General features: G+C 43.3%; 14 protein-coding genes and 6 pseudogenes. 13 read left to right on the plus strand and 7 right to left on the minus strand.

Annotation, left to right across the window (positions count from 1 at the left end; translation table 11 throughout):
• Positions 1–177: 177 nt before the first annotated feature.
• On the minus strand, positions 178–918 hold the full coding sequence (locus BTW00_RS12370) for an SDR family oxidoreductase (RefSeq protein WP_075107665.1): 741 nt from the start codon (positions 916–918) through the stop codon (positions 178–180).
• A 134-nt stretch (positions 919–1,052) separates the two neighbouring features.
• On the opposite strand from BTW00_RS12370, the gene BTW00_RS12375 reads away from it, so the two are divergent.
• The gene (locus BTW00_RS12375) at positions 1,053–1,952 is read left to right on the plus strand and encodes a LysR family transcriptional regulator (protein ID WP_058024914.1); all 900 of its coding nucleotides are present in this window, start codon (positions 1,053–1,055) and stop codon (positions 1,950–1,952) included.
• Positions 1,953–1,966: 14 nt separating this feature from the next.
• Here BTW00_RS12375 and BTW00_RS12380 read toward each other — a convergent pair whose 3' ends face one another.
• The 3 genes and pseudogenes from BTW00_RS12380 to BTW00_RS12390 form a co-directional block, all read right to left on the minus strand.
• Positions 1,967–2,983, minus strand: coding sequence for a zinc-dependent alcohol dehydrogenase family protein (locus BTW00_RS12380; RefSeq protein WP_075107666.1), 1,017 nt, complete (start codon positions 2,981–2,983; stop codon positions 1,967–1,969).
• On the minus strand, positions 2,973–3,968 hold the full coding sequence (locus tag BTW00_RS12385; RefSeq protein ID WP_075107667.1) for a zinc-dependent alcohol dehydrogenase family protein: 996 nt from the start codon (positions 3,966–3,968) through the stop codon (positions 2,973–2,975). Before BTW00_RS12385 ends, BTW00_RS12380 begins: the two co-directional genes overlap by 11 nt.
• Positions 3,969–4,223: 255 nt before the next feature.
• Positions 4,224–4,691: pseudogene (locus tag BTW00_RS12390) on the minus strand (NAD-binding protein); the annotation flags it as partial.
• Between the two features lie 38 nt (positions 4,692–4,729).
• Here BTW00_RS12390 and BTW00_RS12395 point away from each other — a divergent pair.
• Positions 4,730–5,386 carry an IS1595 family transposase gene (locus BTW00_RS12395; RefSeq protein ID WP_075105864.1) on the plus strand — a complete coding sequence of 219 codons (657 nt, stop codon included), beginning with the start codon at positions 4,730–4,732 and terminating at the stop codon, positions 5,384–5,386.
• A gap of 22 nt (positions 5,387–5,408) precedes the next feature.
• Here BTW00_RS12395 and BTW00_RS12400 read toward each other — a convergent pair.
• A pseudogene (locus BTW00_RS12400) lies at positions 5,409–6,758 on the minus strand (monovalent cation:proton antiporter-2 (CPA2) family protein); the annotation flags it as partial.
• 98 nt (positions 6,759–6,856) lie between these two features.
• Between BTW00_RS12400 and BTW00_RS13860 the strand changes: the two are divergent.
• The 5 genes and pseudogenes from BTW00_RS13860 to BTW00_RS12415 all read left to right on the plus strand — a co-directional run.
• Positions 6,857–6,991 (plus strand): annotated as a pseudogene (locus BTW00_RS13860) (IS1 family transposase); the annotation flags it as partial.
• 14 nt (positions 6,992–7,005) lie between these two features.
• Positions 7,006–7,156, plus strand: a pseudogene (locus tag BTW00_RS14320) (RNA-guided endonuclease TnpB family protein); the annotation flags it as partial.
• Between the two features lie 268 nt (positions 7,157–7,424).
• Positions 7,425–7,546: pseudogene (locus tag BTW00_RS12405) on the plus strand (metal-sensing transcriptional repressor); the annotation flags it as partial.
• Between the two features lie 142 nt (positions 7,547–7,688).
• Positions 7,689–8,003: a putative quinol monooxygenase gene (locus tag BTW00_RS12410; RefSeq protein WP_075107669.1), complete on the plus strand. Its 315-nt coding sequence runs from the start codon at positions 7,689–7,691 to the stop codon at positions 8,001–8,003.
• A 393-nt stretch (positions 8,004–8,396) separates the two neighbouring features.
• Positions 8,397–9,518, plus strand: coding sequence for a Fic family protein (locus BTW00_RS12415; protein ID WP_075107670.1), 1,122 nt, complete (start codon positions 8,397–8,399; stop codon positions 9,516–9,518).
• Positions 9,519–9,812: 294 nt separating this feature from the next.
• Here the strand turns inward: BTW00_RS12415 and nirD are convergent, their stop codons facing one another.
• Positions 9,813–10,163, minus strand: coding sequence for a nitrite reductase small subunit NirD (gene nirD / locus BTW00_RS12420; RefSeq protein ID WP_075107671.1), 351 nt, complete (start codon positions 10,161–10,163; stop codon positions 9,813–9,815).
• A 90-nt stretch (positions 10,164–10,253) separates the two neighbouring features.
• Entirely contained in the window at positions 10,254–12,839 is a 2,586-nt protein-coding gene (gene nirB / locus BTW00_RS12425) for a nitrite reductase large subunit NirB (protein ID WP_075107672.1), read from the minus strand.
• Between the two features lie 610 nt (positions 12,840–13,449).
• Between nirB and BTW00_RS12430 the strand changes: the two genes are divergently transcribed.
• From BTW00_RS12430 to BTW00_RS12460, 6 genes and pseudogenes are all read left to right on the plus strand, one after another.
• Positions 13,450–14,952, plus strand: a complete 1,503-nt coding sequence (locus BTW00_RS12430) for a NarK family nitrate/nitrite MFS transporter (RefSeq protein WP_075107673.1) — start codon at positions 13,450–13,452, stop codon at positions 14,950–14,952.
• Between the two features lie 3 nt (positions 14,953–14,955).
• Positions 14,956–17,028, plus strand: a complete 2,073-nt coding sequence (locus BTW00_RS12435; protein ID WP_075107674.1) for a bifunctional protein-serine/threonine kinase/phosphatase — start codon at positions 14,956–14,958, stop codon at positions 17,026–17,028.
• A gap of 76 nt (positions 17,029–17,104) precedes the next feature.
• Positions 17,105–18,550, plus strand: coding sequence for an NAD(P)/FAD-dependent oxidoreductase (locus BTW00_RS12440; protein WP_083603653.1), 1,446 nt, complete (start codon positions 17,105–17,107; stop codon positions 18,548–18,550).
• Positions 18,547–21,744, plus strand: a complete 3,198-nt coding sequence (locus tag BTW00_RS12445; protein ID WP_083603654.1) for a nitrate reductase — start codon at positions 18,547–18,549, stop codon at positions 21,742–21,744. The genes BTW00_RS12440 and BTW00_RS12445 overlap by 4 nt, the downstream gene beginning before the upstream one ends.
• Positions 21,745–21,881: 137 nt before the next feature.
• Entirely contained in the window at positions 21,882–22,814 is a 933-nt protein-coding gene (gene cobA, locus BTW00_RS12450; protein ID WP_075107675.1) for a uroporphyrinogen-III C-methyltransferase, read from the plus strand.
• A gap of 320 nt (positions 22,815–23,134) precedes the next feature.
• Positions 23,135–24,427: pseudogene (locus BTW00_RS12460) on the plus strand (IS3 family transposase).
• Positions 24,428–24,435: the final 8 nt, after the last annotated feature.

The raw sequence follows: 24,435 nt of genomic DNA on the forward strand, positions 1-24,435 counted from the left end.
GGGCTGATGCTAAAATTGCCCCATACTGCGTTACAAATCTCGCTAAGGCATCTGCATTATCGTCGCTTTGTGCCTTGTCTGGAACAATTTTAGCGATCAGCAGTGCCTATTTGCGAATGTTCAACACGCCCTAGTAAAAATGGGAGCGAAGTGCTCCCATTTTATGTTATTCAATCATTAAAACTCTTGGCTCGTTGGGCGCAAAACAATTTCATTAATATCTACATCCGCAGGCTGTTCAATTGCATAAGCAATTGCTCGAGCGACTGAGTTAGCTGGTATGGCTTGTTTGTAGAAATCAGTAACAAACTCTGAACTCTCTTTATGAGAAGAGCCGAACTTTAGTTCTGACTCAATTGCACCAGGCTCAATAGTAGTCGTTCTAATTGTTTCCCCAACTTCATGACGAAGGCCTTCAGAGATGGCTCTTACAGCAAACTTAGTACCGCTATAAACCGTACCTCCTGGACTAAATACTTTTACCCCTGCAACAGATGAGAGATTAATAAAGTGTCCAAAGTTTTGTTTTTGGAAAACAGGTAGGGTAGCTGCTATACCATAAAGAACACCTTTAATATTAATGTCGATCATACGATCCCATTCATCAACTTTTAGCTCACTTAATGGTGCAATAGACATCAATCCAGCATTGTTTACCAATACATCGATTTGACCAAATGCGCTTAATGCCTTTTCAATAAGTGCTTGTACTTCATGTGGTTTGGTTACATCCACACCAGTAAATTCAGCTTGACCACCTTCAGCACGAATGTCGTGAACAATAGCCTCTAATTTTTCAGTACGTCTAGCACCAATTACAACCTTTGCACCTTTTTTAGCAAGTAAGCGAGCAGTAGCTTCACCTAAACCACTACTTGCACCAGTGATAACAATAACTTTATTTTCTATATTATTCATACAAGTAACCTTCAACCTATCTGTCAATCATATTTGAGGGTTAAGTATTACAGCCTTGCTAGGTATAATAAATGAATAATATTGTCTTTCAGAATTCCTATTTACGGAATAATTACTATAACACAGGATTGGACATGCAGAACAAATTGGAAATGATGCGTATCTTTTGTGTCGCAGCAGAGTCTCGAAATTTTAAAGAGGCAGCAACTCAACTGGGTATTTCCCCACAGGTAGTGACACGGGCAATAAAAGAGCTAGAAGAGCAGCGCGGAGAGATTTTGTTTTACAGGAGTACTCGACAAATTAAAATTACCGCTGATGGTGAGCGTCTGGCAAAGCAAGCACGTCTTGCGGTGGAATCGATCGATGCTTTGCTTGTAAAAGACACCAAGGAAAAACGAGATGAAATGCGTGGGACTGTCCGTATTACTGTGTCGTCTGTGTTAGGGCGTAAAGTGGTAGTACCTGCACTAGCAGAATTTGCCACACGTTATCCAGATATTGTCGTGGATTGTGTGCTAACAGATTCACACTCGGATGTGATCGATGAGCGGATAGATATCGGGATCAGATTTGGATTTTTGCCGGACAATCGATATGTGGCAAGGGAATTGGCTAAAGTGAAATTTTATTCTGTGGGTACGCCAGAGTTAATTGATAAGGTTGGAATGCCCAAAAAAATTATTGACCTTGATAAATACCCTCTAACAGCACTAGTCGATCATAAAACAGGGCGTTACTGGCCATGGACATTCACCGAAAGTCGAAGCTTTACGCCATCAAAGCCCCGTTTTATTACAGATGATCTAGAAGCTGAATTTCAAGCTATTCTCGCTGGAGTTGGATTCGGACACATGCCTGGATTTCTAGTTTTGCCGTGGCTTAGGAGTGGTAAGCTCATTCAGATACTTCATGAGGAAACCTCTCCCGTTTGGCGCCTGTATTTATATCGTCCACAGCGGGGCCCGACACCTTTGCGAATCCGAGCATTGTTTGATTACTTAGTGGAAGTGCTGGGCCATATAGAAACCTGAATCAGATAAGACCATCATGTATTTAGAGTAACTACAATTTTTCCTATTTGCTGATTTGATTCAAGATAGCGCTGAGCGTCATGCATGTCCTCAAAGTTAAAGCAACGGTCGATCACTGGACGAAGATATCCTGCACCTATACTGCTAAGAATAAATCGTCTGGCTTGCTCCCTTAGAACAGGGTCATGGAGAACCTCAAGGAACAAAAAACCTCGCATGGTTAAGCTCTTGCGTAATGCAACTTTAAGGGGAAATGGTGTGTTCTCCGGGCTAAGTGCACCATGCATAACCATAGTTCCTCCCACAGACATCGCTTTTGCAATCTGTTCAATATGTGGCCCTCCTACAGCATCGAAGGCGACATCAAGATGTTCTCCACCTAAACGTAAAACAAGGGCCTCATACAAATCGGGTTCATCTTCACTGGCTATAACATTTTTAACACCGAGATCCAGTAAACGTTGCTTTTTCTCTATCGTCTGTGTACTTGCAATAACCTTAGCTCCCGCTGCTTCAGCTATCTGTATCGCAGCTAGTCCTACGCTACTTGAAGCTGCTGTGATGAAGATCGTTTTTCCTTTCGATAATCCACCAGCATGGATTACACCACCCCAAGCCGTCAAATACTGCATCCAGATTGAAGAAGCTTCTTCCCAGCTTAAACTATCGGGTTTGTGAACTAAAAAATTTTCTGGAATCAGAAGCTTGTCCGCATATGTCCCATATTTGGCTAGATTGTCAGTCGGAAGAATCGATACTGCATCTCCTGGAGAAAATTGGCGTACACCTTCACCTATCGCAAGAACTATGCCTGCTCCCTCATATCCCAGACGAGAAGGGAATACTGCCTTTTGAATATAAGTACCACGCCGAAACATTACATCGGCCCGGTTGAGTCCGATCGTTTTCATCTGTATTAGAACTTCTCCTGCGGCTGGTAAAGCAACAGGAAGTGTTTCTAATGTCAGAACATCTGTATCTCCAATACAATTGAAGCGCCAAGTCTTGGCCTGAAGTGCGTTAAATGACATCGATAACTACCTTAATATTAGCAGAGCGATCTTGAACAGCATCATGAGCCTCAATCGCTTGGTCTAGAGTAAAATGACGAGGATCAACAATAGCACGCAGTTTACCTTCCTCAACGAGACGAGTCGCGGTCTTAAGGACATCACCATGATGAGAACGGCGATTGCCTGTTAACGTCGGCATTAGGACGAATACGCCAGACAGTGTGGCAGACCGTAGAGATGAATTCGCTAAATTATGATTGCCAAATGCAGCACAGCTGGTGATGTGGCCATAGTGAGTCGTCATGGAAAGTGACGCTTCGAGTACTGGACCACCCACAGTGTCGTAAACAATGTTAAAACCTTGACCCTCAGGGCTTGCAGCAATAATGTCATCGGAAGATACTGTTGTGTAATCGAGAGGTGTTGCACCGAGTTCTGAAATCAGTGATTGATCAGCTGTACGACCAGTCGCCCAAACATTTGCATCAAGTGCTTTTGCAAGCTGAACCACCATATAACCAACGCCACCAGCACCGCCTTGAACCAGTACAGTTTGCCCTGGTTGGACCTTCGCATTATCCACTAAACCTTCCCAAGCGGTGAGGAACGTCAATGGTAGTACTGCTGCCTCGCGCATAGAGATATTCCGTGGCTTTAATGCGATCAGATCAGCATCTGCTACAACATATTCTGCTAAAGATCCTTGAAGACCACGGACGCCACCAATCAGACCGTAAACTTCATCTCCGACGTTGAAGTGGGTGACACCTTCACCAACAGCAGTTACAACCCCAGCCATATCCGTTCCCAACACGGCAGGAAGCTCTGGCATAGCATATGTTGCTTCACCAAGACGAATTTTATAATCAATAGGGTTTACACCACTAGCATGAATACGTACTAGAACTTGCCCAGCCTCTGGTTGAGGTATAGGGAGTTCTACACGTTTAAATTCATGATCACCAAAATTTTCTAGGATAAGCGCATTCATCATCTTATTCATAGTTGTTCCTTATTCTTAACTGGGGGATGATATGCACAGTACCAAAGTAAGTTAATCCAATAAATGATATTTATAGGATTTAATAATTCCTAAATAATGAATAATAAATATCATCCGCTCACTAAAGATATGCTTTGTTGCACAAAACTATTTCTAAGGCTTATGCCACAATATAATTTTCAAATGAATCATCCTGCACCTAAAATTTATTAACCGAGCTTTCATTAATCGGGGAGAATATTGCCGGTGGAGTAGTCAATGTTGAGAGCCCTCTTCATTCAGAATTTGCCCTGTGTGCTTTGGTGTAATTAAAGGTGCAGTCGGACGCGGTCCTGTATATTGCAAGCCGATACCAGCATAGACATCATCTGCTGCAATTTCAGTTTCAAAACGTTCTTTGTCTCGTTCTCGGATTTCTTGGCTAATTTCTTCAACATCACCCTGGTCAACACCCAGTTCTTCTAAAATTGCACCGCCAAATAGCATTGCCGACTCGAAGGTTTCGCGTATCATGTAATCCACATTTTGTTTTGCTAAATGCAGCGCATGTTCACGGTCATAAGAGCGAACCAGTAACTTGGCCATAGGAAATTCATGTTGCACCAACTCTACGATCTTATTCGTCGTTTCTTTGTGGTCTACGCAAACAACAATTGCTTCAGCCGTATCTGCTCCTGAGACATGTAAAATATCTAAACGGGAACCATCGCCATAATAAATTTTGGGGCTGTAGTAGATAAGCACTATGCTAGACTACTTTTATGAAGATAACCCGTTGTAAACTAAGTAAAAAAGTACAGCGAAGGCTGTTAGAGTTTTTCACAGCTGAAGTGACTGCTAGAACAGCCGCAGATTTGCTTGATATTCAGCCTAATACTGCTGCACTTTTTTATCATAAAATAAGACTTGTGATAGATTACCATCTCTCATTAGAAGCTGATGAGCTTTTTGATGGTGAGGTCGAATTAGATGAAAGTTACTTTGGCGGTGTACGCAAAGGCAAAAGAGGTCGCGGGGCTGCTGGTAAAACCGCTGTATTTGGTATTCTAAAACGAAACGGTAAGGTGTATACCATTGTCGTAGCAGACACCAAACAGACTACTCTAATGCCTGTTATTAAGCGTAAAATCAAGCCTGACAGCTTTGTTTATACGGATAGCTATCGAAGTTACAATGCACTGGATGTGAGCGAGTTTAAACATTTCAGAGTCAATCACTCTATAGAGTTCACTTGCGATAAAAACAATCACATCAATGGCATTGAGAACTTCTGGAATCAGTCTAAACGAACACTCAGAAAGTATAATGGGATTAATAAGAAAAACTTCCATTTGTTTTTAAAAGAGTGCGAGTTTAGATTTAACTATGGTTCACCATCTAATCAGCTAAAATTCCTGAGAAAATGGTGTGATATTTAATCCTTATCTACTACAGCCCCTAAATTTTAAATCCAAATCTTTCAGCGTTTTGAATCATGTCGATATCATTATCAATGATGGTCACGTCAATACCTCGAGCAAGCAATAATTGACTTGAGACTTGTCCAAAACGACCGAAACCAATCATCAGGACTTTTCCAGAAAGTCCTTCAGCAATACGGATATTTTCTAAAGAAGTTTGTTCTGTAGTTTGGGTAAAACGTTTAAACAGAATGCCTATGATGGGGGTCAAAATCATCGACAAGACTACAATCGCATTCAGGTTTGAGCTTTCATCAGCACTAATGATTTGAGCACTCATGGCGGCAGCAAAGAGTACAAAAGCAAACTCCCCCCCTTGAGCCATTAGTAATGCGCGATCGAGTGCTTCAGAGTGTGAACTTTTGGTCAGGCGTGCAATCAGATAAATTATGGATGCTTTGACAAACATCAGCACAAGTACAGCACTTAAAATTAACACCCAGTTATTTTTTATGACGTCAAGGTCTAATGACATGCCTACGGCTAGAAAAAATAATCCGAGCAATATGCCACGAAACGGTTCAATATCTGCTTCAATCTGATGGCGAAAAGTGGATTCGGAGAGTAATACCCCTGCAAGGAATGCCCCCATTGCCATTGATAAGCCACTGACTTGCATCAGTAATGCTGCGCCGAGCACCACCAAGAGTGCTGCTGCAGTCATGACTTCACGGGCTTTGGCTGCGGCTAATAAGCGAAATAAAGGGTTAAGCAACCAATAGCCAGCAGCGATTAAACCTGCAATTGAGATTAAACCAACCCCAATGCTCTGCAAACGCGTAGAAGTACTTTCAACAACATGATTCGGTGCGATAAAAGCGACAATTGCCAATAAAGGTACAATCAATAAGTCTTCAAAAAGCAGGATCGAGACAATTTTTTGTCCTCGTGGTTGAGCAATGTCTCCACGATCTCCCAAAAGTTGCATCACAATTGCAGTCGAGGTGAGTACAAAGCCCGCAGCACACACAAAACTCACTTGCCAAGAATAGCCATAGACCAAGCCTACCGCCGTTAACCCCAATGAACCGGCACTAATCTGTAATGCGCCTAATCCAAAAATTTCTTTTCTTAAACTCCATAAATACGATGGACGCATTTCTAGTCCAATCACAAACAGATACATCACAATACCAAGCTCAGCAATATGCAGAATAGACGCAGAATCGTAGAAAAACGCTAGTCCAAATGGACCAATAATTAATCCTGCAATTAAATATCCCAATACCGAGCTTAATCCTAGGCGCTTTATTAAGGGGACTGAAATCACTGCCGCTGTGAGCAGTATGACAGGGGATAGAAGGCTGATAGATGTGGCTTCTGCACTCATATATTTCTCAGATTTTGTATAGAGTCTGTTGACACTTCAAGTATAGAAAGTAGATTCAAAACACAAGTGCAACAGGTTTGTAGTTAGTTGAAACAGTTATTCACTATACCCGAATTTCAAGTAATCAATGGGATAGTTTTATCACTGCATTTAAAGACTGGCAGCAAAGTATTGGTAAGCTTTTCACTATAGGTATTGAGGGAAATAATTGTAAAATAAGGCCTCGGATTAGATGTGTTAGTTCAGTATTGAGTGTGGCTTTAGCAAGAATACGGATATTAATGCTTCTCGCAATATTCTAGCGGTAGGACATACCACTTTGTCTGTGGAGGAAAGATGCGGTAAAGGTCGCTCTGTGAAGCAGAAAGCATGCCTAAATCCGTGAGGAAGTCGCCTAAGAGCTTTTGCTTTTAAAATCCCTGAGAAACCTGTTTCGTAAAGAGTTAGTCGAAAGTGAGGGGGGAGTATGTCAGAAGTTTAATTTTATAAGTTACTGTAAAGATTCGGAAAGTTAATTATGGTATCCAGTTGCAGAGCCAATGGTGACTTCATTTAATCTCAGCATACTTTTTGAAACACGACCTAAATTTTTAAGGTTTATAAAAAATATTGCTTTTTTTATACTATGGGTACTATAGTATTAATGCTAGCAAATAAGGAGGTCTGATGCCTAATCAGGTTGAAGACAAAAAAAGATTCTTCTACGTGTCAGAAAGATCAAAGGTCAGACGCAAGCGATTGAAAAATCGTTAGAAGACAATGTGGAATGTGGTGCAATTCTGCAACAATAGCATTATGTCGAAATAAAAACCCAGATTTTGGCTCAGCTATGGGAATTTTTTTAACTTTCATACAACAAAACTTTCTGACATGCATATATTAGAAATGTCAGAATCAGTTTTAATTCTAATCAATTATGGAGTTTTAGTCATGCTTAAAACAGCTTTATATGTCCGTCTTGAAGCTAAACCGGGTAAAGAAGACGAAGTGGAAGCTTTCCTTAAAGCCGGTTTACCTATTGTAATGGAAGAACCTGCGACAGTTGCGTGGTTTGGCCTACGTCTTGGACCTACAACATTTGGTATTTTTGATGCATTTCCTGATGAGGCGGGTCGCCAAGCACATTTATCTGGCAAGGTTGCAGCTGCTTTGATGGATCAGGCCGATGAGCTATTTTCAGAGCCACCGTCTATTGAAAAAGTAGATGTTTTGGCTAGTAAACTACCAGATCATACCGACGCTTAAATGTATGAGGGTGCTGCCTGAAATTTTGAATGAAAGGCAGCACCCTCTAGCATGTCAAGGTAGGTAAACCAAAATGTAAGAAGTGACTTTATCTTATATATACTGATTTTATTGGGTTTTAACTATTGTAAAGATGAAAATTTAAGATATATATTATCGTAATATAAAGTTTAACTCGTATTTAGGCACTATATTTTTATAGTGTTTTTTACCTCCACTCAAGCCTGCTTAGAGCAAAAAGCCGCGTAATTTTATTAAGAATTCCTCTTTAATGCTTTGATGGTTAAGGCCAATTTTCTGGTTTTAAAATTACTAGGTATTGTTTCTATTATCTACTCTCTGCATAATATAAGGAGATTGTTCTTTTAATCTCTGCATATTATTGAGAAATATATGAAGCATATTACTTATATTCATGAGCATTCAAACTGGACTGAGTGGCAATGGTCGGACAAAAAGCTATTGCCACTCGTCAGTCGGGTGCGAATATTACAAGGTCGTTTATTAGGAAAATTGCTAACGCTAGGGTTTGAGTTAAATGTTGAGGCGCAATTAGATGCTGTGACTTTAGAGATTGTCAAAACCTCTGAGATAGAAGGGGAGTCTCTAAATAACGATCAAGTGCGTTCCTCAGTTGCGCGGCATTTAGGGCTGGATAATGCCAGCATGCCAACCACTACTCGTGAGATCGATGCCGTGGTAGAGATGATGCTAAGTGCCACCTATCGTTATCAACAGCCACTATTGTTAGATGATCTACTCGGATGGCATCGAGCATTATTTCCAAATGGATATAGTGGGCTTTATCGTATTCAAGCAGGCAGTATCCGTGATGATAGTCATGGGCCAATGCAAGTAGTGTCAGGAGGGTATGGTCGTGAGCAGGTTCATTTTATTGCCCCCAGTGCAGATAGGTTGCCAGATGAGCTAGACAAATTTTTATTATGGTTTAATACTTCGTCAAATAAGCAAGACGATATAGATTTGGTCATAAAAGCAGGTGTTGCTCATTTATGGTTTGTGACTCTGCATCCATTTGATGATGGAAACGGACGACTAACACGAGCACTCACAGAACGAATGCTGGCAAAAAGCGATAACAGTGCCCAACGCTTTTATAGTATGTCAGCGCAAATTCTCAAACAGCGCAACGACTATTACAAAATACTAGAACGTACGCAAAAAGGTGATAAAGATATCACGGATTGGCTGGTGTGGTTTTTGCAAACGCTAGAGCAATCCCTCATTATAGCTCAAGAAACCACGGATAAAATTATCAGTAAGGCGGGCTTTTGGCAGACGCATCGACAGCATGCTTTGAATGACAGGCAGGTGAAAATGTTAAATACTTTGCTGACTGATTTTTATGGCAAACTTACCACTAAGAAATGGGCGACTATGACCAAATGCTCTATAGACACTGCACTACGAGATATCAATGATTTAATAGAGAAGGGTATGATGCGAAAATCTGTAGCATCAGGACGTAGTACGAGTTATGAGTTGGTTTTATGATAAAAATAATATTTTTTAATTCTGCTATGATAGCAAAAAGTTATTCGAATAAGCTGTAATAGAGACAACTCGTTCAGTGGCCTAATATCAGGTGTCTAAAATTAGTTGATCACTACAGTCACAAATAGCTTTTCTAATCTTGTTTAACATCGATAATTTCCTAGCAGATATCAGTCTCATTAATTTATTAGGGGATGACAAAAGGTTTGATGAAGAATAAAACGGCCTTCGACTCTTAAAGCCAAAGGCTGCTTAAATAGTCTAGAAGGTAGTATGCACTAGACACACAAATACCTAGTTATATTTTACGATGACATCGCTACCATCAAGCTCGACTATATACGTGTCGAGTATAATGTTTTCATCATCTAAGCATTGACCTGTGACCAGATTAAAGCGCTGCTTATAAATAGGTGAGGCGACATATAGCACATTTTCAGCAGAGCCATCCTCGTTGGTAATAGTCGTGCCGCCAATCAGACCTCTAGACAAGACGTTGGCTTGACTGAACGGATCATAATTATCAAGCGCAAATAACTGTGTCTGCTTGGTGCAAAAAATAGCCACTTGTTTTCCGTTTACGAGCGCACAGACACCTGTCTCGGGAATAATATCATTGATTTTGCACACAGTGAGCTGAGTCATCAGAAGATCCTTAATAGTAAAATATAAATGAGACCAACAACAAAAAATGCTTTTTAGCGTCTAATATTAATAGACGCTGACACGTTAAGATTACGCCAATTCGGTCACTTTTATTTGCGTCTTTTCGATATCGGTTGCAGGGCGAATCTGCTCTCGCTCAGTGACGAATACCACATTGTCATCGCCTTGCTCACTATTAACAAAATGACGGAAACGTTTGAGTTTTTCACTATCAGTAATGGTGGCTTTCCATTCACAAACATAGTTGTCGATGAGTAGTTGCATCTGTGACTCTAGCTCCTCAGCGATACCTAAACTGTCCTCAATAATAACGGCCTGTAGATACTCAAGTCCACCTTCAAGGCTCTCGCGCCATTTGGAGGTACGCTGAAGCTTATCTGCGGTCTTGATATAAAACATGATAATACGGTCGATATATTTGACAACTGTATCCGTATCGAGATCCGTTGCGAATAGCTCTCCATGACGCGGGGTCATGCCACCATTACCGCAGACAAAGAGATTCCAGCCTTTTTCAGTGGCAATAATTCCAAAATCTTTGCTTTGCGCTTCAGCGCACTCACGGGTACATCCAGATACGCCCATTTTTATTTTGTGTGGTGAGCGTACTCCTTTGTAGCGGTCTTCTAGTCTAAGTGCTAAACCCACACTGTCATCGACACCGTAGCGACACCAATTGTTACCCACGCAGGATTTCACTGTACGCAGAGATTTACCATAAGCATGCCCTGTCTCAAACCCAGCATCTACCAGTTGTGTCCAAATATCGGGCAGTTGGTCTAAACGTGCGCCAAATAAGTCGACGCGCTGACCGCCAGTGATTTTGGTATACAGATTGAACTCTTTGGCGACTTGTCCGAGTATGATGAGTTTATCTGCAGTAATTTCACCGCCAGGTACGCGCGGCACGACCGAATAAGTGCCATCTTTTTGAATATTGCCTAGATAGTAATCGTTGCTGTCTTGCAGTGGCGTGAGTTCGGGTTTGAGTACATAATCATTCCAGCATGACGCCAAAATAGAGGCAACGGTTGGTTTGCAAATCTCGCAGCCATGACCACTACCGTGCCCATCTAATAGCGCATCAAAGGTCTTAATGCCTTGTACTCGAATCAAGCTATACAACTCCTGACGTGAGTAAGCAAAGTGCTCACACAGATCATTATTGACTTCAAAACCAAGCGCGGTTAGTTGATAACCTAATGTGTCTTTCACCATGGGAGCACAGCCACCACAGCCTGTACCGGCACTGGTACATGATTTTACCTCTGCCATGGTATAGGCACCGTCTTCAACGGCGGCACAAATAGCACCTTTGGTGACGTTGTAACAAGAGCAAATCGTGGCGCTATCGGGCAGGTTCTCGATACCCATGGTGGGTTTTTCTACGTTGGGTAGGATCAGGCTTTCAGGATGGGTAGGCAGGTCAATATCGTTTAGAAATAGCTGCAAGAGATTGTTGTAATCCTCAGTGTCACCTACCAATACAGCGCCCAGTAGCCGCTTATTATCCGCTGTGGTTACCAGTTTTTTATAGATACCCTCAGCAGGGTTTTGGTATAAATAGCTCAAACTGTTTTCTGTTGCACCGTGCGCATCGCCGATACTGCCCACATCTACACCCATCAATTTGAGCTTGGTGCTCATGTCAGCGCCTGTAAAGGTCTGAGCGTGATCGCCTGCAATTTGAGCGGCGCAAATACTGGCCATGCTATAACCTGGCGCGACCAAGCCAAAAACGGTGTTGTCCCATACGGCGCATTCTCCAATGGCATATACATTCGGGGCATTGGTACGGCAGGCTTCATCAATCATAATACCGCCACGGGTGCCGATTTCAATACCGCATTCAGGGTTGCTTTTGATAATGCCATCTTGCGGACGAATACCCGCACTAAAGACGATCATGTCGGTATCTAATGAGGTATCATCAGCGAACTGCATGGTTAAATGACACGATGCTTCATCCGATAGGGTATTGTCGATAATGGCCTTAGTATTTTTACCTGTTAGTACTTTGACGCCAAGGCCTTCAATTTTACGCTTTAAAATATCACCGCCAGCAGCATCGAGCTGTACGCCCATCAGCTGAGGCGCAAACTCGACTACGTAAGTCTCTAATCCTAGTGTGACTAGGGCTTTGGCTGCCTCAAGGCCAAGCAGGCCACCCCCGACCACGACACCTTTTTTGACTTTTGGCTGCTCAGCAGTACTGAGAATATCATCCAAATCTTTAATCGTACGATAGACATGACAGTGCGGATGCTCGCGCCCTGGAATTGGCGGCACAAACGGATAGGAGCCTGTTGCTAGTACCAATTCAGCATAGTCTATCTGGGTACCGTCTTCCGTGCTGATACATTGATTGGCGGCATCGATGTTTGTGATTCGCTGATTGAGATGCAACTGAATCTGCGCATCCTCATACCTGCTCAAGTCCACTAAGTTTAGTTTACTCACATCTTTATGTTCAAAATAGCTCGATAGATACACCCGGTCATAAGCTGGGCGATCCTCTTCAGCAAATACGTGAATCTCAAACTGATCGTGTAAGCCTTTTTCTATGGCTCGCTCGATAAAGTGATGTCCCACCATACCGTTACCAATCACCACTAATTTAGCTTTATTCATCGTACTTACTATAGTGCTACTCATATGCCTATCCTCAGTAATGTGTTTGCTTAAATACTTTCATCTAATGTCCCATCCAAAAGTCGCAAGTTAATTTTTAGATGGTTCAATGATAGATAGTCGTTAATACTTAGATGCCTATAACTATTAAGCCCTCAATAATCGTGCCAAACACAATTAATGACATTCAATTATCGAACCCTTATATAGTTAAAAAATATGTAGCCTTACCAGTTTATAAGGTCATGCCAGTACTTTTGGCGATACTATTTTCTATGGTAAGTAATTGCTTAACATAATCTTTTTAATAGTTGTCATTTACATCCTATGCACCAAAATAGTTGCGAAAATGCACCAAATTGGTTTTGATTGTTACTTTAAAGGTGCATCGCTTACTTTACTTAATCGAGAGGTAACTTATTTTTATCTAAGCAATATTATTTAATTGGGATGCCTTTAGAGCCATCTGGTACAAAGCATAGCCCTATTAAAAAAGATGATGTTTTATATCTATGTCAATTTTATATTTGCAGCTGGCACATCCATTGCACTCTCTTAATGGTCGCAACTGATAAGTTTCTGACTCATAACGTGTTTTTATAACTTTAATGTTAGCCATTTGAGGAAATCGTTTATGCCTTTATCGAAACCTGATGTGCCAAATAAAAACAAGCTGAATATCTTTTCTTTTAGCGGTAAAAACAAAATTCTCCATCTTGGGTGGATGGCGTTTTTTTTCACCTTTTTCGTGTGGTTTAACCATGCGCCATTCTTATCTGCGATTGGGGAGAGTTTGAACCTCACCAAAGACCAGGTAAAAACTTTATTGATATTAAATGTTGCCTTGACTATCCCAGCTCGGGTCATCATTGGCATGTTGACCGATCGCTTTGGTCCTCGGCTTGTTTACACTGCAATTTTAGCCATTGGGGCAATTCCCTGTTTCACCTTCGCTTTTGCACAAGACTACAATACGCTAGCCCTATCACGCTTTTTATTGGGTTTTGTTGGTGCAGGGTTTGTGGTTGGCATTCGTCTCATGAGTGACTGGTTCCCTGCCAATGAGCTGGGTACAGCTGAAGGTATCTATGGGGGCTGGGGAAATTTCGGCTCTGCCGCCGCGGCGCTGCTACTACCGACAGTCGCTATTGCGGCCGCTGCTGTCTTTGGCGGTGAGGAAGGTTGGCGTTATGCAACGGCTACCTCAGGGGTGGTTATGATGCTCTATAGCGTGATTTTTTATAAGATGGTACGTGATACCCCTAAGGGTGCTACGTATTTCAAACCTAAAAAATCGGGTGCCATGATGGTGACTTCATCAGGTGACTTCTGGCTCATGATGGTATTTAAACTGCCAATGTATTTGGCATTGGCCTTATTGGCGTGGAAATTATCACCAGCTGGTGTGAGTTTGCTGAATCAGGCAAGTGTCAACATTGTCTATATTGCGTTGGTGGTGTTATATGTTTATGAATTTATCAGTAGTTATCGTTTTAATAAGGAAGTATTTACCACACCTGTGCCAAAAGCTCACCGATATGACTTTAAGCAAGTCGGTATTTTGAATATTTTATACTTTGCGACTTTTGGCTCAGAGTTGGCCGTGGTGTCTATGTTGCCGCTTTTTTATCAAGAGACTTTTAACTTATCGATTGTCATGGCAGGTGTCTTGGCATCAAGCTACGCCTTTATGAATCTGATGTCGCGTCCTGGCGGCGGCTGGTTGAGTGATAAATTCGGTCGCAAAATCACACTTTTGATTCTCACCGCAGGTTTGGCTGTTGGTTATCTGTTGATGGGTATCGTTGACTCTTCATGGCCGATCGCGCTTGCGCTATTGATTACGATGTTCTGCTCTTTCTTTGTACAGGCGGGTGAGGGAGCAGTGTTTGCTGTGATTCCTTTGATTAAACGTAGTATGACCGGGCAGTTTGCAGGGATGACAGGCGCCTACGGTAACGTAGGGTCAGTGGTCTATCTGACCGTACTGAGTCTGGTATCGTATCAGGTGTTTTTCTTTGTGATTGCCGCAACGGCAGTGATTGGCTTCTTGGCGCTGTTTTTATTAAAAGAGCCTGAAGGCGTCATTATTGAAGAGATGCCAGATGGCAGTTTTGCTCAAATACAAGTGAGCTAAATTATGTACGAGAGCGTCAAACAAGCGCCTAAAGAGACAAATCAACTAAGCAGCCATGATGCGGACGTTGCATTGTGGCTGCCTGATTTTTTTACGATGGCAGGGCGCAAAGCTGAGAACCAAGACAGCCTGCTCATAACGACTTGCCTACCTTATGGGTTTCCATCGTCGTCAGCGTTTAATGGTGATCATCCCTCTTTTACAGCGCCTTTGTTAGTGCTGATGGCTGATGGGGTTAGTGCTTGCCAGTTTCCCAAACAAGCCAGTCAGTCAGTGATAAACACGGTGGCACACCATATCACCTCAAAACTTGCAGAGATGGTACAAACAGATAGGGTGCAAGCAAATGAGATATCAAACGAATCTCAAGAGCAATCGCCAAATCCACTACACCGCTTTGATGACGATCAAGTTGCCATCGTGATTAAGGAGGCGGTGCACCAAGCCAATGATACGCTTTATTTCCCGCAAGCGTATGAGCGCCTGCCAGCTTTATTATCGACTTTATCAGGATTGCTATGCATAGGCGACCGTATTCATCTGTTTCATACGGGCGATTCTCGTATCTATCGTATCGGTATCGACAGTATGGTGCTATTGACCAAAGACCATCATATCCACCACGGACGGGATAAAGGAGCACTGTCTGCGGCTATCGGTGCTGACACACGAGTGGAGCTGCAACAATCTGTGTTCACTTTGCACCAAAACGAGTGTTTGGCGCTCATGACCGATGGGGTTTATGAGTCTATTACGCCAGCAGAGTTACAGTTTGAGCTGTGTGCTGCGGTACAGGCCATGCACCAATCAGTAGCATGTCCCAATCAAATCATCGACCATCTTCAGATGAGCCAGCGTTTGTGTGAGCACGCCTTTAGCGAGGGTAGCCACGATAATCTCAGTGTAATCATGCTCGGTATGAACGACGAAATCACAAAAACCAAAACGCACAGAGAAACAGACAACGCCATTGCGCTTGATCAAGGTTTGGATAGCGACAGTAGTCACGCTCAGGATATCAATCACTATCGCTTACCAACGGGCTTGGCAGTAGGGGCACAGATTGATAATTTTGTGGTCAAAAAAATCATCGCGCGTACGGCTCGCAGTGAGGTGTATTTAGTAGAGGATAACGACCAGCATGCATTTGTTTTGAAATCGCCAAGTCTCAATGTCATTGCTGATGGGCATTATCTACGTGAGTTTTTAAAGGAACGTAAAATCGGTTTGAGCCTGTCCAAGCACAAACGTATTGGTGAGCCCGCTTACAATCAAGTGAACCCCAATAGCGTATCCTCCCATGATCCGCTTTTAACCAGTGATGTCTCTAAAAAACTGAATGCTACTTTCAATGCGTCTAATGCGTCGGGGCTTTTGCGCTACTACCCAGTGCCTGCCAGTAGCACTTATTTATATCATTTAACGGAATATATCGAAGGGGAGAGCCTACGAGTTTTTATGGATCGTCAAGCCCCTTGTGATATTTGGCAAACTTACGATTTACTCACTAAGATCGGCATGGCAGTCCGTGTGATGCATCGAAACTACCTACTGCATCAAGATATCAAGCCTGAAAATATATTATTAACTCAATCAGGTGCGGTCAAGTTAATCGACTTTGGCTCTGCTAGCTCCTCCATACTAAAAGACAGTACGCGTCCTCCTAATGGCGATTTGCACTACGCTGCACCAGAATATTACACCGATGCCCCGAAAGGCGTGCATTCTGATTTGTTTTCCATTGCCGTGATTGGTTATGAGTTACTTACAGGTGAGCTACCATTTAGCTCGCAAGAGTTGATGAACCCATCCGCCTCACTGATCGTACCTGCCGAGCGCCTGCGTCAAAACCGAGTGCCCGCTACCAGCCAGCAAGCGTTGATGCGTGCACTACACTCTAGTACGCAGGCAAGGTATCAAGCGATTGGCGAGTTCTTACAAGACTTTAATCCCGATAATAGTAACAATACCAGAGACCCTGAACCGCTGATCATACGTCATCCCTTATTGGTTTGGCACAGCATTTGCTTTATTCAATTTGTCATTATCATATCGTTGCTGATTTATTTTTCATAGAACCTTGTTAAACGTAAATAGTACGACAAGCCATTTTACTCAACGCTGCGTGTTGCGGCTAAGGAATGATTTTCCTATGTCACTTGATTCACCAGAACCAACCCATACTGCTTTCTCTACCAATGCTTCTTCTTCTAGACGTCAGACTACTGCGGGCATCGTTATTATAGGCGCTGGGATGGCAGGCAGTCGTTTTGCCATTGAGCTGGCACGTGCCCAGCAGCAAAGCAGCCAAGAAAAAGGCGCAGCTCATTTACCCATCACGCTGATTAGCAAAGAACCGCAAGTGGGCTACAACCGTATCATGCTGTCACCCGTACTCTCAGGAGAGTCGGTTTTTGAAGAGACATATTTATACGAGCTAGCAGAATATGAGCAATTGGGTATCACGGTATTGGCTGGCACGTCGGTAGATGCAATTGAAACCAATAAGCGGCGTGTCAAATTGAGTGATGGACAAACCCTGGATTATACCGAGCTGGTTTTGGCTACTGGCTCACAAGCTCGCGTCATCCCTTTTGCCAATCATGATGCTAAGGGGGTTCATGTATTTCGAGAGATTGCTGATGTGCAGGTATTGACGGAGTACGCGCGCCAAGCAAAAAAGGGTCTTGTCATTGGTGGCGGGGTGCTGGGTCTGGAAGCCGCTTGTGCTTTGGCGTCTCAAGGGGCAGATATGACAGTGGTTCATGTCGATAGTCATGTTCTCAACCGACAGCTTGATATGCCCGCCGCTCATCTGCTACAAGCAGAGCTCTTCAGTCGAAGTGTCAAGCTGGAGGTGTTAGCCAACACAGAATGTATTACGGTCAATGATCAACACGAGGTTAATGGTCTGTTGTTAAAGGATGGCCGCACACTGCCAGCAGACTTTATTGTCATGGCCGTTGGTGTCATCCCCAATACGACACTGGCGCAGCAAAGTGGTCTTGATGTTAACCGAGGTATCCTCGTAGATAACTTTATGCATACAAGCTGTCCTCATGTCTATGCGATTGGTGAGTGTATAGAACTGGATGGTGAGCTGTTCGGTATGGTAGCCCCTGTCAACCAACAGGTGGATACTTTGGTTTCTGTCCTAAAAGAGTCGAGCGTCTCAAGTAGTAGGAGACTTAGTAGTGACTCACGAATAACCGTATACGAAAACCACTGGCGTCCCTTTATCAGCAAGCCTTTATCTTTAAAATTAAAAGTATCTGGCATCGCCGCTTTTTCAGCAGGTCAGATTGCTTTTGATGATATTGAAATGGCACAGATAGAGCGCGTGGTTTATCAGCAAACGAGCCTCGATCATTATCTTTGTCTCTACATTAAAGAAAGCAAACTTATTGGCACGGTACTGTACGGTGATGTGAGTGAAAGCGGGTTTTATAGTCAGCTGATCACTGATGGCAGTGACATATCCTCGATAAAAGAAGACCTTATCTTTGGCGAAGCCTATTGCGATGTAGAGAAAATAGAAGCAGCTGAGCCCGAATCTGCCGTGCCAAGTGACGCACACCTAATAGGAGAGGCCTCATGAGCAGCACCATCTTAAATGACGATCAAGCCCTCAGTGTCGTACCGTCCTCTCGCATTACAACTTACACTGAGGATTTGATCAGTCCTATTCGTACCACTTGTCCTTACTGCGGCGTAGGCTGCGGCGTACTAGCAAACATCGATGAGGCAGGTGTAGTCAGCGTGACAGGCGATCCTGATCATCCAGCAAACTTCGGCAAACTCTGCTCAAAAGGCAGTGCATTGGCACAAACATTGGGCACTGAGCGCAGGTTGACTCAGCCTTATTATCAAGACAAACAGCGATCAATTGCAAAAGGACAACCGACAGATAAGCAGCCTGTCGAGTGGGAGGCAGTATTGGATGATATTGCCAGTCGTTTGAATAACACTATCGCGACACACGGGCGTGACAGCGTAATGTTTTATGTGTCAGGGCAGCTGCTTACTGAGGATTACTACGTTGCCAATAAGTTTATTAAAGGCTTTATTGGTAATAATAATATCGATTCCAATTCGCGTCTTTGTATGTCCTCAGCGGTTGCAGGGCATAAGCGTGCTTTTGGTGCAGACCTAGTGCCTAGTAATTATGAAGATTTAGAGTCTTGTGATTTATTGGTATTGGTGGGCTCCAATATGGCGTGGTGTCATCCTATCTTATTCGGACGGTTTTTAGCCGCCAAAAAGCGTGATCCTAATAAAAAACTAATCGTGATTGATCCGCGTCGTACTGATTCTTGTGAATTTGCCGATTTACATGTGCCCATCACTGTCGGCACGGATACCCACTTATATAACGGACTGCTGCATTATCTTGAGCAAGAAGGCTGTGGTGATAAGGACTATCTTAAGCAGTGTCAGGGTGTCACGCCCGCCTTAGAGGCCGCAAAAACATGGACGATTGATAAAGTGGCGACGGCATGCGGTATCAGTGAGGAACTTGTACGGGAGTTTTATGAGCTGGTCGCTGCAAACGATAAAACAATCACAGCATTTAGTATGGGCGTCAACCAGTCTGCGAGTGGTACCGACAAGGTTAATGCTATTATCAATACTCACTTGTATACTGGGCGAGTGGGTCGAGTAGGTGCAAGTCCGTTTTCACTCACCGGTCAGCCAAATGCGATGGGAGGGCGCGAAGTTGGCGCATTATCCAACCTACTTGCAGCGCATTTAGATTTAGATAATGAGCAGCATCGTCAATTGGTGGCTGAATTTTGGCAAGCACCGCAGCCAATTGCTGCAGAGGTTGGGGTAAAAGCTTGCGATGCCGCTGATGCCATACTAGATGGTCGTATAAAAGCCATTTGGATTATGGCGACCAACCCTGTCGTTAGCTTGCCTGAAGCCGATAAGTTTCGCCAAGCATTGGCTACCTGTGATTTGGTGATAGTATCTGACTGCTCCGTAGACAGCGATACGGTTAAGTGTGCAGATATTGTTTTGCCTGCTCAGGGTTGGGGGGAGAAATCAGGTACAGTGACCAATTCGGAGCGCCGCATCTCTCGCCAACGGACTTTAATGCCCGCGCTTGGGCAAGCGAAGCCTGACTGGTGGATACTGTCGCAAGTCGCTAAACGTATGGGACTAGCAGGTTTTGATTACCACCATCCTAGTGAGATATTTAATGAACATATCGCCCTAACTGCTTATGGAAATGATGCCAGCCAAGCTCTGTCAGATAGTAATCAACCGCGCTATCTTAATTTGGCAAAAGATCTTTCGCTAAGGTCGATAGCATCGATAGAGGTAAAGCCAGACCATCTTGAGCAGCAAGATAAAGACGTATTTTCTTTCAACCATGACACATACGATGTCATGACGCCATTTCAGTGGGGCGGCGCACGTATCGTACCAATAAAAACACGTTTCATTGCCATTACGCCTCCCAGTCACGCCAGCTTACCCAATAGCCATCCGCAACGATTGAGCTCGAAAAGCGCTGATAGTAGAAAAAATAACAGCAGTCATATATTACATAAGGATAGCTCAGGGGCAGTAAATCTACGGCTTATTACAGGTAGGCTTCGCGATCAATGGCACACGATGACGCGCACAGGACTTGCACCGCAGCTCAACCAACACGAATCTGTACCAACGCTCACCGTGCATCCAAATGATGCCAAGCAGCTCGGTGTTGACCAAGGCGATTATGTACAGCTACGTCCTTGCTATGATAAAAGCTACGAGAAAAACTATGAGCCAAACTTATCAATACAGAGCCAGCCGCAGCGCATGGTTGCCAGCAATACAACTACAGACAGTCAGGTGCTCGCACAAGTTGCCATCAGCGACAGTATGAGCGCTGGCGATGCCTTTATGCCGATGCATTGGAGCAACGCCTTTGCTCGTTTTGCGCGCGTAGGCACGCTTATTCCAACGGTCGTTGATCCGCATTCAGGACAACCTGAATTGAAAAATTCCGCAATCAGCGTGATGCCTGTGCCGATGAAAACTTATGGCAAGATTTTGGTGCATCCTGATCTACAAGACACCATGATAGTGCATCTGCGTGAGACTTTATTGGATTTTGAGAAAGAGTCTGAGGATCAAGGAGTGCTGATATCTTCTTCTGATACAAATGCAGCTTCTGAAAGATCAAACTCATTACCCGCATTGACATGGAGTTTAAGTCGTCAAACCAATAGCGTCTTGATTACTTTAGCCAGTCCTATAGACAAAGTCGTCAGTAAACTGCTTGACCCTGAGTACTGGCAAAATTTTATCAATGCCTATCAAGCATCTCTCACCGATAAATCGATCAATAGTGCCTTTACTTGCAGCAAGCAAGCAAAGCAGCTTCGCTTCGTCTCGACGCAGGTAGAAGCAAATAATAAAGCGATAGATCGGGCATCGATTAGTGCGTCAAAGTCTGACATACCACGCTGTAAGCTACTACTAAGCGTTTGTTTTGCACCGCAGGTGGCGCAGCTGCCCAGTATTCATTGGCTTAACAACTGCTTTGCTAGTACTGATGCGATACCAGATAATCAACACTATAAGTGGTTGCTGGCAGGTCGTCCAGCGACAGGGTATGTTGATCCAGGTGCATTAGTATGTTCATGTATGGCTGTTGGAGAGAATATTATTATCGAAACAATTACCAAGCAGCAGTGTACGAGTGCCCACGCGGTTGGAAAGGCATGCCGAGCAGGGACTAACTGCGGTTCATGTGTGAGTCAAATTAATGCCTTGATCGATAGGTATGCGTCTTAAGTAGTGCTTGTTGCAAAGTTTGATCGTTAATATGGCATAGGGCTTGCACCGTATTTTATATGCTCTTCTTTTCTTAGGTATGCCATTGTTAGGTGCAGAGTTGCGCGTTATTAACAGTGTTATTAGGAGTTATTACCATGACTGATTCATCTACCTTCATTGCCGCATTAACTTCACAGAATTTACCCAATATAAATTGTCATATTAGAGTGAGCGATGAGCCATTAGGTATAGAAAAAAGTGTGAAAACGGGCACGGTACATTTGGTTGGTGCAGGTTCTGGCGATCCTGAGCTACTCACGTTAAAAGCATTACGAGTAATGCAAAAAGCAGATGTCGTGCTCTATGATAGTTTAGTTTCAGAGGATATTTTAGATATGTGTGCGCTGACGGCAGAGAAGATATTTGTCGGTAAGCGCCGTGCCAATCACGCACTACCACAAGAAGGTATCAATGAGCTACTGGTCAAACACGCGCTAGCAGGCAAAACGGTCGTTAGGCTCAAAGGTGGCGACCCCTTTATATTTGGACGCGGCGGAGAGGAGCTGCAAGAAGTGGTGCGTCATGGTATTCATTTTGAATCTATTCCTGGTATCACTGCTGCTAGTGCGGCCGCAAGTAGAGCAGGTATTCCCTTGACACACCGTGATCATGCGCAAGCCGTAAAATTTGTGACCGCTTGCAAAAAGTTGGGCGCACCTAATAATGACTACGATGAACTCTTAGACAGTACGCAAACGGTTGTCTTTTATATGGGGTTGAATCGACTAGATGAGATGACCCAAGGGCTAATTGCCGCAGGGCGCGACAGTAATACACCTTTTGTTGTGATTAGTCATGCCAGTTTGCCAACGCAGCAGCTTCTTATCGGTACGCTTGGTAATATCGCGGAGCAGCAAGCTGAGGCAAAATTACCAACACCTGCGCTATTGATTATGGGTGATGTGGTTAATTTATATCATGAGTTTGCAAACTACAACCTTGGTGCGTTAGGCAAAAGTACCTTTATTGACGTTCAAAACGTTGTTAGCAGTCATGATTTAGTCAGTAATTTGGAGGTTGTCACGTAGGATAGAAGCATACTAGTGCCAAGCGATAATAGTGCTTAGCACTTTTATAGTATGTCATCGCAAACACTTAAACAGGGTAATGACTACTACAAAATACTAAAACGCATGTAAAAAGTAGACGATGTAATAAAAAGAGTATGATGCAAGGTACGATGACTTTGGATACATTAAGAGTTAGTTCAGCAGACTGGTATAAGTGGTTCCATTATACCAGTCTGTTTTAAGTAGTCTATTAATAGGTTCAAAGGGTTAAATTGAGCTATGCTGAATAAACCGTACAACTAAACTTGGTAAACTAAGCGTATTAACCGGAGTTTACCATGACCAAGAAAGTAAGAACCTACAGTGACGAATTTAAAGCCGAAGCTGTTAAAAAGATAGCAGACAACAACGGCAATATTTCAGCGACCGCAAAGCAGCTTGGCATCGCCATGCAAACGCTCTCAAATTGGCATAACAAAGCCAATCAAGGCAAGCTTATCGGCACAGAGCAATATGATCCTGATCTTATAAGTGCTCTTCAAGAAATAAAGCAGCTCAAACGCCAGCTTAAAGTTGCCGAAGAGGAACGAGAGATATTAAATGAGGAGGGATAAAGCGAAGCACTGCTTCGCCCCGAGGCAAGATGAGAGCTATGCTCGAATGAGGCGACGGCGTACTTCGCCAATGAGGAACGTTAAGAAACAGTCTGGGAGACTGTTTTAGTGACGCAAGGCGAAAGGCTATGTCCGCAGTGACAGCTAGTCAAGTACGTCTTTATCAAGGATAACCAGAAAATATTTAGCATCACCTGCATGTGTCACGTATTAGATGTTAAGCCATCAAGCTATTACAACTGGATCAATCGTGGTGTCAGTAATCAGCAGATTCATCGCAATCAATGTGAGTTGCTAGTTCGCGTGGCTCATGATGAGACTAAGCAGCGCTATGGCTATGAGCGATTGCATGCTTACCTTACAGGGCAAGGATATGCCATAAGTAAATATATGGTTAGACGCATTAAAGAAAAGTGCGGCATTAAATGCCGTCGTCACAAGCGCTTTAAAGTCACCACCAACTCAAACCATAACAAGCTTATCTATCCAAACCGTCTAGAACAGAAATTTAATGCCAATCGCCCTAATGAGGCTTGGGTCAGTGACATCACTTATATTTGGACAGATGAGGGTTGGCTATACTTAGCAGGTGTTAAAGACTTATACACCAAAGAGCTTGTCGGTTACGCTATTAACAAGCGTATGACCGCAGATTTAGTATGCCGTGCACTCAACATAGCGATTAAGAATAAACGACCTACTAAAGGGCTAATCGTTCATTCTGACAGAGGCAGTCAGTACTGTAGCCATGCCTACCACAAGATCATTAAACAGCATCAGTTTACAGGATCTATGAGTGGCAAAGGCAATTGTTTCGACAACGCTCCGATAGAAAGTTTCTGGGGCGTATTAAAGAATGAGTTGGTGTATCACGAAGACTATAAAACAAGGTTCGAAGCCATCAGCGATATCATTGGCTATATTGAGCTGTACTACAACCAAACGAGGATTCAAAAGGGTTTGGGCTATAAAACGCCAAGACAGGTGTGGTTTGATTATTATCGTCAGGCTGCGTAACTAAAATC

The sequence above is a fragment of the Psychrobacter sp. C 20.9 genome (assembly GCF_001921765.1).
Lineage (GTDB): Bacteria > Pseudomonadota > Gammaproteobacteria > Pseudomonadales > Moraxellaceae > Psychrobacter > Psychrobacter piscatorii_B.

Coding starts and splice junctions, on each gene's coding strand:
- BTW00_RS12375 (WP_058024914.1), top strand. CDS start 1,053: ATGCAGAACAAATTGGAAATGATGCGTATCTTTTGTGTCGCAGCAGAG.
- BTW00_RS12410 (WP_075107669.1), top strand. CDS start 7,689: ATGCTTAAAACAGCTTTATATGTCCGTCTTGAAGCTAAACCGGGTAAA.
- BTW00_RS12415 (WP_075107670.1), top strand. CDS start 8,397: ATGAAGCATATTACTTATATTCATGAGCATTCAAACTGGACTGAGTGG.
- BTW00_RS12395 (WP_075105864.1), top strand. CDS start 4,730: ATGAAGATAACCCGTTGTAAACTAAGTAAAAAAGTACAGCGAAGGCTG.
- nirD (WP_075107671.1), bottom strand. CDS start 10,163: ATGACTCAGCTCACTGTGTGCAAAATCAATGATATTATTCCCGAGACA.
- BTW00_RS12385 (WP_075107667.1), bottom strand. CDS start 3,968: ATGAATAAGATGATGAATGCGCTTATCCTAGAAAATTTTGGTGATCAT.
- BTW00_RS12430 (WP_075107673.1), top strand. CDS start 13,450: ATGCCTTTATCGAAACCTGATGTGCCAAATAAAAACAAGCTGAATATC.
- BTW00_RS12440 (WP_083603653.1), top strand. CDS start 17,105: ATGTCACTTGATTCACCAGAACCAACCCATACTGCTTTCTCTACCAAT.
- BTW00_RS12380 (WP_075107666.1), bottom strand. CDS start 2,983: ATGTCATTTAACGCACTTCAGGCCAAGACTTGGCGCTTCAATTGTATT.
- nirB (WP_075107672.1), bottom strand. CDS start 12,839: ATGAGTAGCACTATAGTAAGTACGATGAATAAAGCTAAATTAGTGGTG.
- BTW00_RS12370 (WP_075107665.1), bottom strand. CDS start 918: ATGAATAATATAGAAAATAAAGTTATTGTTATCACTGGTGCAAGTAGT.
- BTW00_RS12435 (WP_075107674.1), top strand. CDS start 14,956: ATGTACGAGAGCGTCAAACAAGCGCCTAAAGAGACAAATCAACTAAGC.
- BTW00_RS12445 (WP_083603654.1), top strand. CDS start 18,547: ATGAGCAGCACCATCTTAAATGACGATCAAGCCCTCAGTGTCGTACCG.
- cobA (WP_075107675.1), top strand. CDS start 21,882: ATGACTGATTCATCTACCTTCATTGCCGCATTAACTTCACAGAATTTA.